Consider the following 11,028-nt stretch of genomic DNA (forward strand, 5'->3'; position numbering starts at 1 on the left):
GGGCGGGAAACAGGTTCCGGAACCTGGAAAAAATATTTTTGCAATCGGTTACAATTGTCGAAAGTTGTTATAACTTTGTTAAGGATCAGTTTGCGGGAAAGCAATTATCTTGAGACCTGAGTTAAGCCATATGTGTTGGTTCTTGCTGTTCCCTTTCGATTTCTCGTTTGCTATTTCCTATTGTATTATATAATCATTCAATCATGCATTATGAGTAAACCTAGATTCTTGCAATTAATGATGCTGGTTCTCCTGATGTTACTTGTTTCTCCGGAGCTATTCGCTCAGGGCCGGACAGTGGCCGGGGTGATCCAGGATCAGAACGGTTACCCGTTGCCCAACGCAACGGTAACAGTGAAAAATACCCGGCTGGCCACCAGCACCAATCCGAACGGAAGGTTTAGTATTCAGGTCCCAGCCGGTGCAACCACGCTGGTGATCACCTATGTGGGGGCCAAACCGAAAGAGATCTCGATTATGGACAGATCTGAAATTACTGAATCGATTGATGTTTCCGATAACAGGATGAGCGAGGTGGTTGTAATCGGATACGGATTAGCCAGAAAGGCAAACCTCACGACGGCCCAAACATCGGTTTCAGCCGCCGCCATTGACAAGACGGTCAACACCACCATCGAGCAGGCTATTCAGGGACGGGCAGCCGGTGTATATGTCACGCAAAATTCAGGACAACCCGGTGGTGGCATTTCGATAAATATCAGGGGTATCAGCTCGCTGAATGCCACACAGCCGCTCTATGTGATAGACGGTGTTCAAATCCAGGCCAGCTCAGATGTTTCGTATGGTTCGTCCAGTTCATCAAACCCCCTGTCTGGTTTGAACCCTTCGGATATCGATGACATCCAGATCCTGCAAGGACCATCGGCCACGGCAATCTATGGCTCCAGGGCCACAAACGGAGTAGTGCTGATCACCACAAAACGCGGGAAGGCGGGCGATGTTAAAATCAATTATATCTATCAATACAGTCTCCAAACACCACCCGAAAATCTGCCGGTCATGAACCTGAGGGAGTATGCTCAGATGGTAAAAGAATATCATGCCGTTGCGGGAGGAGCTACGCCCGGAGAATTCCTGGATCCCTCTTTACTGGGTGAGGGTACGAACTGGCAAAAAGAGTTGTTCAATAATGCAGCGATGAACAAACATCAACTTAACCTAAGCGGCGGTTCCGAAAATACTACGTATTATCTTTCAGGAGAATATCTGAAGCAGGAAGGTGTAGCCGAAGGATCTGGTTTCAAACGTTACGGATTCCGGCTAAACCTCGACAATAAGCCGAGGAAATGGGCAACTCTCGGAGCAAATCTCAGTTATAACCAAACCAATGAAAAACTTACGTCCACCAATTATGGAGACGCCCAAAGCCCACTTATTGCTAACGCGCTTAGACTAACCCCTCAAATCCCTGTAACCAACCTGGACGGTTCCTGGGGGGGAAGTGACCCCGTTAATGGTGCGAATCAGTTTGCTCCCATCAATCCCATAGCGCTCGCAAACCTGATTACCAATAACAATATGAAAAGACAGTTCCTGGGCGGCGTTAACCTGGCGATAAATATATTTAAAGGTCTGGTCTTTCGAACCTCATTTAACGGTAATGTCGGAAATGGACTCTCTACCTATTATACACCCACCTATAAGATTGATCAATGGCATTACAATACCCTGTCTTCGCTGCAAAGCGGAACTTATTCCAGTTGGTACTGGAACTGGAATGAGCTGTTGGAATACACCCGTCAGATAAACAAACACAATATTCACCTGATGGTGAGCCACGAGGCCCAGGAAAGCGAATGGAAGGCCCTTTCCGCGGGCAGGACGGGATTCCTGACCAATGATATCTTTGATGTGAATGCAGGTAATCCCACTTCAGCCACCAACGGAGGTGGCACTTACCCCTGGTCCATGGAGTCCTATCTGGGAAGGCTGAATTACAATTACGATAACCGTTACCTGGTCACGGCCACTTTCCGCAGGGACGGATCGCCTTACTTCGGCGCCGATAATCGATGGGGTAATTTCCCCTCGGTATCCGCAGCCTGGCGGGTAAATAATGAAAAGTTTTTCAATGTGCCCTTCATTAGCGATTTGAAACTGAGGTATGAAACCGGGGTAACCGGTAACCAGGGCTCGGGTTCAGGTATCTACGCACCGCTCTCCACCGGCGCGACACCCTGGGGAACGGGACTGCGCCCTTCAACTTTCACGAACCCAAAATTGAAATGGGAGCAAACCCAGACCAACAACTTCGGTCTGAACCTCGGACTGCTTCAGAACAAAATCACCCTTGAAGCAGACTACTATGTGAAATCAACCGACAATCTGATCATGCCCGCAAGCCTTCCCTGGTATATGGGAACGAACGGAAGTCCCGGCTCTGTAGGCGCTCCGCTGGTTAACGCCGGATCGCTGGAAACAAAAGGCTGGAACTTCACCATTACCACCAATATCATCGATAAAAAAGATTTCAGGTGGCAGTCTAACCTGAACCTTTCCCATTTTAAAAGTATCATAACATCCCTCAATTCCGAAAACGCATTTATAGACCGGACTTCCTGGTGGATGAATAACTGGACGCAACGTGCGGCCATCGGAAAGGAACCCTGGCTTTTCAGAGGGTATATTGTTGAGGGTATTTTCAAATCAGTAGATGAAGTAAATAACAGTCCGGTACCGGTGGATAACAGCGGTAAACGCAGGCCCACGGATCCACAGACCGGAATATGGGTGGGAGATGTGAAGTATAAAGATATCAGCGGACCAAAAGGAACACCCGATGGTATCATTGATGTAAATGACATGACATTCATTGGTAACCCCTGGCCGAAAGTCAGCGGAGGCTTCACCAATACTTTCAGTTATAAGAGTATCGATTTGAGTGTGCTGATTACCGGCGCTTATGGCAATGATGTGTACAATTATATAGCCGCCGAGGCCAGTAACCCCAATAATATCAACCTCAGCAGAAATTTATTGAAGGATGCCATGGATTATGCTAAAGTCATTACAGATCCCAACGGAAAGGTCGTGCTGTCAAATCCCGAAACGACCATTCCGCGGATGTCCAGTAACCAGATTGCTAATGACAATAATTACGGCCGGATTAACAGCAGGTTTGTGGAAGACGGATCCTATCTCCGGGTCAAGAATATTTCACTTTCGTATAGCATCCCGGCGAAACTGCTGGGTTACACAAAAGTGATCCGGAGTTTAAGGGCAACTATCGGTGCACAGAACTTGTTCACGATTACAAAGTACAAGGGATATGACCCCGAGATCGGTGCCTATGTGGGCACCGGCTCAAGTGGCTCTAATCAGGCAACCGGTATTGATTTTGGGCGGTATCCGCTGACACCGATGTACACAGCAACCCTAAGTGTTAATTTCTAAACATATTGAATATGAAAAACTATTTATCCGTAAGATATATTTTCCTGTTCCTCCTGCTTCCCGGGTTGTTCGGATGCAAGAAGAGCTTTTTGGAAAAACCACCTTTAAGCTCTGTGGTTGACGCTAATTTTTATAAGACAGATGAGCAGGTGATGGCCGGTACAGCGCTGCTATATAGCGAAGTCTGGTTTGACTACAACGATAAAGCCATGTACAACCTGGGCGACTTTCGCGGCGGCACCGCATTTTCCGCCTGGAACGACCGCGGTAATGTCATGTTCAATACAACGGGGGATAACGGCGAGAACGGCGCCTCCTGGCGGGCGTTTTACAATGTTGTTGGACAGTCTAATCTCTTTCTGTACAACATTGCGAGGTACGGTGGAAGCGCCGTATCGCCACAGGTAAAAAAGACAGCTATCGCCGAAGCCAGGTATATGAGGGCGCTGGCCTATCGTTTCCTGGTGATGAACTGGGGACCTGTTCCGGTCATCGAAAACAATTTTGACCATCTGTTTGACTCCTCTATAACCAGGAATACTATTCCCAGTGTATGGCGCTTTATTACCAGGGAGATGAAGGCTGCCGCTACTGATCTGCCGGAGACGGCGCCGCAGCCGGGCAGGCTGACCAAATGGTCTGCTGAAGGTATGCTGGCCAGGTTCTATCTGACACGCGCCGGCGTTGAATCCAGCGGCGGTTCAAGGAGGCAGGAGTTTTTGGACAGCGCGAAATATTATGCCCAACGAGTGATAAATAATAGTGGAAAGACACTGTTGAGCAGCTATGAAACCCTCTTCAAATACCCGTATAATAATAACAATGAATCACTGTTTGAACTGCAGTGGGTTTTTTCCGGATCTAATGTATGGGGTACCAATAACAGCATGCCTGAATACCTGGCTTATAATCCGGATATCTCTTTTGGCGGATGGGGAGGTGATAAGGGTGCTACCTGGTGGATGATCAAACAGTATGACGGATTTAATCAGCAACCCGATGGCACACTGAAAGGCAGGACCCTGGATCAACGGCTTCATGCGACCTTTATGCTTCCCGGGTTTTACTATCCGGAAATTACAAAGGTATCAGATAAGACAAAACTCGTCTTTCCGTATACCGGATTTAACCAGAGCGCTTCTAATAGTAATAATTTCCTGTCTATTAAGAAGTATGTCATTGGTTCACCTATTGATTTGGCGGGCATTGCATCACAGCAACACTATCCCAATCATACTTATATGATGCGGTTGGCGGAGATGTTTCTGATTTACGCTGAGGCTGCGGTTGGTAATAGTGCCTCAACTTCAGACGCGACGGCCATTGATTATTTTAACCGCGTGCATACCCGGGCTGGCCTGCCCGCCTGGATTGTATCCGGAGCTAACGCCAATGGACCGCTGACACTGGATGCAATTTTCTCCGAACGGTTTAAGGAGTTCGCCATGGAAGGTATGGCCTGGTATGATTTGGTCAGTCTGCATTACTGGAACCCGGCAAAGGCATTCAGCATCCTGAACAGTCAGGATCGGGGCCTGTTTTTTACACAACCTGATCAGATGCCAAACCCAACACAGTGGACTTTCACCAAAACATCCTGGTTCAATGAACGGATGATCAACGCCAACGAGGGAAACTTCCTGTTGCCTATTCCAAATGTGGAACTAGGTCAGGCGCCAAATTTGAAGAAAGCACCTGTGGAATACCCATAGGAATTTGCGCAAAAGAAACTGTTTAAATTATATCAACATTTAAACTACTAAAAGATGAAATCAATCAATAAATATTTGCTGATTTTTCTGGTTGCGGTGGTGACCATTCTTTCGATGGTTTCCTGTAAGAAGGAGACTTCCGGAGGTACACCTACCGTAAGTTATGTTAGGGTAACCAATCCCGAGGCTTCCGACTCATTGCTTTCGGGAGCGGGCCAGGGCAGGCTTATCGCCATTGTAGGCGACAATTTGGAGGATGCCATTGCCATTTGGTTCAATGATCAGAAATCGAGGCTGACACCGACCTATATCAGCAGGAATTCGATCCTGGTATCGGTACCCAGTCAGATTCCGCAGACTATCACAAATCAAATGAAGATAGTTTTCAAAAGCGGGTATGAGTTGTTATACAATTTCAGGGTAGAGATCAGTAAACCGTTGCTGAGCAGTATGGATTGTGAGTTTGTAAACGATGGAAGCATCGCTACATTCAGGGGAAATTATTTCTATGCTCCGGTAACGGTTACTTTTACCGGAGGTAAAACCGCTGAGATTGTCTCAGTGAAAGATCAGGAGTTACAGGTGAAGATACCCGCCGGGGTGCCGGCCGGGCAAATCACAGTGAAAACCAATTTTGGGGAAACTAAATCAGATTTTGTATTCAGAGACCCGCGTAATCATTTCATCGACAGTGATCCATATGAAGGATGGTGGAACGCCAGCTATGTGGTCAGCAACCCCGGCCCTTCAGATCCTCCCCTGATCAGCGGGAACTATATACGTTTCACCAAAAAAGTAGGTTCCTGGAGCTGGAACGAATTAGCCGGCGGGCCCGCTTCATCCATGCCCCAGCACAGTAAAAATATTCCTGATGCAGCTATTCTGAAGCCGGAGGATTATTACCTCAAGTTTGAAGTGAATACGCTCAAGCCATATAACGGGAACGTAGTAAAGATAAATTGTTGCCTCAGCGCGGAAGATAATAATGGATACAAATGGCAGCCGCCCTTTGACACTCAGGGACAATGGATGACAGTTGTTATTCCACTGACTGAAGTGTTTGCGGAGTATACGCCCAAACCTACAGTCAATCCCAACGGTTACTGGAGCCGGATTTTGATCGGTCACGCCTCTGGGGGATGGGATGCGGATATCTGCTTCGATAATTTCAGGGTGGTTCCAAAAACTATTAAATAGATTCAAATCTGACAGATTATGAAAAATATTTTCAAAGTATCTTTTCTGCTGATCTGCGTTCTGCTGATACTGACCGTGTCTATGACTTCATGCTCAAAGAACGATAACGGTGTAGCGAGTGGAAAAGTAGAATTACTCAGCTATGGTCCTGCCGGCGTTTTTCACGGCGATAGCATAAAGATTATCGGCAGGAACCTGGATCAGGTAACAGAGCTGACACTTGGAGGCGTGAAGATCCCAAAATCAGCTTTCGTCCTGCAACGATCAGATCTGATTGTCGTTCTTGTTCCGAAAGAAGCCGTCAGGGGAAAATTGATTTTAAAATCACCAAGCGGTGATATTGAATCAAAGGCGATGATTGATTTTAATGTACCTGTGAAAATCACCGGCATGCCTTCAACCGTTCGCCCCGGGCAGGCTATAACCTTGCAAGGGTCATTCCTGAACTGGATCACATCGATCCTTATTCCCTCAGACAGCCTGGTGACAAAGTTTACGTCGGCATCGCTTAGCCAGTTAGTTTTCACCGTCCCTATGACGGCTCAAACGGGGAAGTGGATCTTTTCGATCAGCGGTACCGAACCCAAACAATTCTCCACAGAATCGGTGATTCAGGTCACCCTTCCTTCAATAGCATCCGCAACGCCGGATCCGGTCAGGCCCGAAGCCAATATTACCATCGCAGGCAGTGACCTGGATCTGGTGAAAGAGATCAAATTGCCGGGAGTCTCCAGGGCTATCTCAACGTTCGTATCCAGATCCGCGACACAGATCGTGCTGAAGGTACCTCCCGAAGCGAAAGCGGGCAAGATCACGCTGGTTGCGTATTCGGGTGTGAGTGTGATCTCCTCATTTGACATGCACGTACTGTTGCCGGGAATTGAAGGGTTTTCACCAAATCCGGCCGATCGCGAAACTAATCTTACAATCACCGGGACCGACCTGGATCTTGTCAAAGGTGTAAAATTAAATGGCGCTTCCAGTATCATTACCACTTTTGTCAGCCAATCGGAAACTCAGCTCGTTGTCAAAATACCGAGAGAAGCCGTATCCGGCGTGGTTGGTTTGGTTGCCAGTTCGGGCGTTGTGGTTGAGTCTGCTGCCACACTTCGTATTTCCGGCGATCTGCCGCCGCTGCCCGATTTTACGTTGCCGATTTATACAGATGCGCTGCAGAACGGATTTCAAAACTGGTCCTGGGCAACCAACGACTTCAATAGTTCGACGGTGGTACGGCAAGGTACACGAAGCATCTTTGCCACTTATGGTTCGGGCGGTTACGAGGGAATTACTTTCCATAATAATGCGGGGGTTGCCACCACGGGTTTGACCACCCTTGAATTCTCCGTATATGGCACACCAGGGACAGGTGGAAAATTATTGAACCTCGTTATCAATGGCGACTGGTCGCACGCCTACAAGTCACCCCCAATTGTTGAAGGTGAGTGGACGAGAGTCATCTTCCAACTGTCGGCTATCGGATCGCCAAATCCGCTGAAGGAGGTTGTCTTGCAGTCAAATGGATGGTCAGGGTCCATTTATATTGATGAAGTGGGGTTGAGGTAGAGTCGCAAAAGGCGTTTTCATGTGGGAGTTACGTTAGCTGGACCGCATCAAGGCACCTGCGATAGGATTTTTTATGGGCGACTGGCAAGAGAAGGAATTTTACGCTGCGGGTAACCTATTATCCGGTGGAGCCGCTGACATAGGTATCCTGTTCCATCCGGATCGACTGGGGTAAAGGGATTGTTCCTGGGCCTCAGCGGTTTTTGCAGTCATAGAAAAAAGATAATAAATAATCTTTAGGGCATTAATTATAAACTAAATATAATATATGATTAGGGCAGGTAGTATTGTATTCCTGATATTGATCTTCTGGTTTGGTTCTGCTGCAAATGCACAACCGGCTAATTACCGGTTTCTGGACCAGGGAGTAGAAATAAATCCAACAGAAATCGTAACGGGGGAGCGGATGATAGTCCGGGTCACTTTCATGTCTGCCAATGTCGCCCGCGTTACAGTCTTGCCCGCAAAAGATCAACTTCAGCGGGAAAGTCTCTCTGTAATTGCCACTCCGCTACAGGTCCAGGTTGACAAAAAAGTGGAGGCAGGAAGGGCAGTACTGAGCTCTGATCGCATTAAAATATTCGTGGATCTGAAATCGGGTGGCGTTTCCTTTGCTGGACCAGATGGAAGATCCATGCTCGTTGAGGGGACAAATGGAGGCAGGATAATAGAGCCTGCGGTGTTCGCAGGTGAGCCATTTCTTAAAGTTAAACAAATTTTTCGGATAAACAAGGGCGAAGCATTCTACGGACTGGGACAGCACCAGGAGGATATTTGGGACTACCGCAACCGGCAGGTGATCTTTTTCCAGAATAACACGGAAGTGGCGGTGCCCTTTTTAGTGTCCTCCGGAAATTATGGGATCCTCTGGGATAATTATTCTTACGGAAAGGCCGGGGATACCCGTGATTTTCTGCCAATTTCCCATCTGAAATTATTTGATAAAAAAGGTGAGGAAGGTTGGCTGACCGCAAGTTTTGTCAATGATCGTAAGAAACCTGGTGTGGAGACTTTTGAAAAGGCACAGTCGGAGATCTCATATTCCTGGTTGGGAGATAGCAGGGTCAAACTACCCGGGAATTTCACTCCGGCACAGGGGTCCGTTACCTGGGAAGGTTCACTGTCGAGTGACATTGAGGGACTTCACACGTTAAAAGTAAAGTACGCTGGATACTGTAAAATTTGGCTGGATGGACGCCTGATTTTTGACAGATGGCGAGAGGCATGGAACCCTGGTTCGGGGATAGTAGAGATGAATATCGGGAAAAATAGAAAGTACGCTTTCAAAATGGAATGGATCCCGAATGGCAGTGAATCATACCTTGATCTGGGGTATCTCCCCCCGTTGCCAAAAGAAGATGAAAATTTATTTGCTTTTGAATCTGAGGCCGCCCGCAAGATCGATTATTATTTTGTTTACGGAAAGAATTTAGATGAGGTTATTTCCGGTTATCGTTTTCTGACGGGCAAAGCGGTTATGCCACCTCGCTGGGCGATGGGCTTCTGGCAAAGCCGCGAGCGCTACAAAACACAAGAGGAATTATTGAACACGGTTGCGGAGTTCAGAAAGCGGCATATACCCCTGGACAATATAGTACAGGACTGGTCGTACTGGAAGGAAGATCAGTGGGGCAGCCAGGAATTTGATCCGGTGCGTTTTCCCGATCCGGATAAGATGATCGCTGAAGTACATGATAAGTTCAAAGCGCAGTTCATGATTTCTGTCTGGCCGAAATTCTACGAAGGGATCGATACTTATAAAACGTTTAATGAAAAGGGATGGTTGTATAAACGGAATATTGCTGACCGTCAGCGGGATTGGATCGGAAAAGGATATATATCTACCTTTTATGATGCATTTAGTAAAGATGCGCGCGAGGCATTCTGGAAGCTGATACATGATAAGCTCTCCCTGAAAGGTGTAGATGCCTGGTGGATGGATGCCAGTGAACCCGATATTCTCTCCAATGTCTCGCCGCAGTACCGGAAATTGGAGATAACGCCGACTGCCTTAGGTGCTGCTGCTGAGTTTCTGAACGCGTATCCCCTGCAGAATGCGAAGGGCATTTATGAAGGACAGCGAAAATCGGATCCCGACCGGCGGGTTTTTTTGCTGACGCGTTCCGGGTTCGCCGGGTCCCAGCGATATGCTGCCACGATCTGGAGCGGTGATATCGCCGCTAGGTGGGAGGACATGAAGGCCCAGATCAGTGCGGGACTTAATTTCTCCATGTCAGGCTTACCCTACTGGACCATGGATATCGGCGGGTTTGCCGTTGAGCGGCGGTATGAGCGACCGGAACCCAAAGATCTGGAGGAATGGCGGGAGCTCCAGACGCGATGGTTCCAGTTCGGCGCCTTTGCTCCGCTGTTCAGATCACATGGGCAATTCCCTTACCGGGAGATTTACAATATTGCACCCGAAGGACATCCCGCCTATCAGAGTATGCTGTACTACAACAAACTCCGGTACAGGCTTATGCCTTATATATATTCACTATGTGGTGATATATATTATCACGACTACACCATGATGAGAGGCCTGGTGATGGATTTTCCTAAAGACCCGCGAGCCTTGTCAGTGAGCGATCAGTACATGTTTGGCCCATCCCTGCTCGTCAGCCCGGTTTATAGTTACAAGGCAACTTTCAGAAACCTGTATCTGCCCTCCGGACAGGGATGGTATGACCTGTATGACGGCAGGTATCATGCAGGCGGACAGTTGATTCAAGCAGACGCACCCTACCAGCGGATGCCGGTGTTTGTAAAAGAAGGCTCTATCCTGGCCGTCGGCCCTGAACTGCAATATGTCGCGGAAAAACCTGCCGATCCCATTACGCTTTGTATCTACGGTGGCAGAGATGCCCATTTTTCCCTGTATGAAGATGAAGGGCTGAATTACAATTACGAAAAAGGTGCCTTTGCACGCATACTCATCAGCTATGATAACAAATCCAGCACTGTCACGATCGAGAAGCGGGTCGGTAGCTTCCCCCGAATGTTAAGTGAAAGAACGTTTTACCTGAGGCTTATCGACAAAAACCATCCCTCTGGTATTGATAACGGGAATCCACAAAAAATAGTGAAGTATAATGGGAGCAGGATAGTCATACAACTTTGACTTCTGTTGTGTCAGCCG

5 protein-coding genes are annotated in these 11,028 nt (G+C 47.8%); all 5 read left to right on the forward strand.

Translation table 11 applies throughout. From position 1 onward, the window contains the following. Nucleotides 1-210 precede the first annotated feature (210 nt). The 5 genes from AC3WS5_RS05705 (at nucleotide 211) to AC3WS5_RS05725 (ending at nucleotide 11,010) form a co-directional block, all read left to right on the forward strand. Entirely contained in the window at nucleotides 211-3,414 is a 3,204-nt protein-coding gene (locus tag AC3WS5_RS05705) for a SusC/RagA family TonB-linked outer membrane protein (protein ID WP_492466291.1), read from the forward strand. An 11-nt stretch (nucleotides 3,415-3,425) separates the two neighbouring features. Beyond that, nucleotides 3,426-5,126 (forward strand): RagB/SusD family nutrient uptake outer membrane protein, encoded by a 1,701-nt coding sequence (locus tag AC3WS5_RS05710; RefSeq protein WP_492466292.1) that lies wholly within the window; start codon nucleotides 3,426-3,428, stop codon nucleotides 5,124-5,126. 54 nt (nucleotides 5,127-5,180) lie between these two features. Next, on the forward strand, nucleotides 5,181-6,323 hold the full coding sequence (locus AC3WS5_RS05715; protein WP_492466293.1) for a glycan-binding surface protein: 1,143 nt from the start codon (nucleotides 5,181-5,183) through the stop codon (nucleotides 6,321-6,323). 18 nt (nucleotides 6,324-6,341) lie between these two features. After that, on the forward strand, nucleotides 6,342-7,889 hold the full coding sequence (locus tag AC3WS5_RS05720) for a hypothetical protein (protein ID WP_492466294.1): 1,548 nt from the start codon (nucleotides 6,342-6,344) through the stop codon (nucleotides 7,887-7,889). 268 nt (nucleotides 7,890-8,157) lie between these two features. Beyond that, on the forward strand, nucleotides 8,158-11,010 hold the full coding sequence (locus AC3WS5_RS05725) for a glycoside hydrolase family 31 protein (protein ID WP_492466295.1): 2,853 nt from the start codon (nucleotides 8,158-8,160) through the stop codon (nucleotides 11,008-11,010). The last annotated feature ends 18 nt before the right edge of the window (nucleotides 11,011-11,028 follow it).

This window comes from Niabella sp. CPT15-335-S11, from assembly GCF_058792415.1.

Excerpts from the sequence above, each read along its gene's own strand:
- AC3WS5_RS05715 (WP_492466293.1), top strand. The coding sequence starts at position 5,181 with ATGAAATCAATCAATAAATATTTGCTGATTTTTCTGGTTGCGGTGGTG.
- AC3WS5_RS05710 (WP_492466292.1), top strand. The coding sequence starts at position 3,426 with ATGAAAAACTATTTATCCGTAAGATATATTTTCCTGTTCCTCCTGCTT.
- AC3WS5_RS05720 (WP_492466294.1), top strand. The coding sequence starts at position 6,342 with ATGAAAAATATTTTCAAAGTATCTTTTCTGCTGATCTGCGTTCTGCTG.
- AC3WS5_RS05725 (WP_492466295.1), top strand. The coding sequence starts at position 8,158 with ATGATTAGGGCAGGTAGTATTGTATTCCTGATATTGATCTTCTGGTTT.
- AC3WS5_RS05705 (WP_492466291.1), top strand. The coding sequence starts at position 211 with ATGAGTAAACCTAGATTCTTGCAATTAATGATGCTGGTTCTCCTGATG.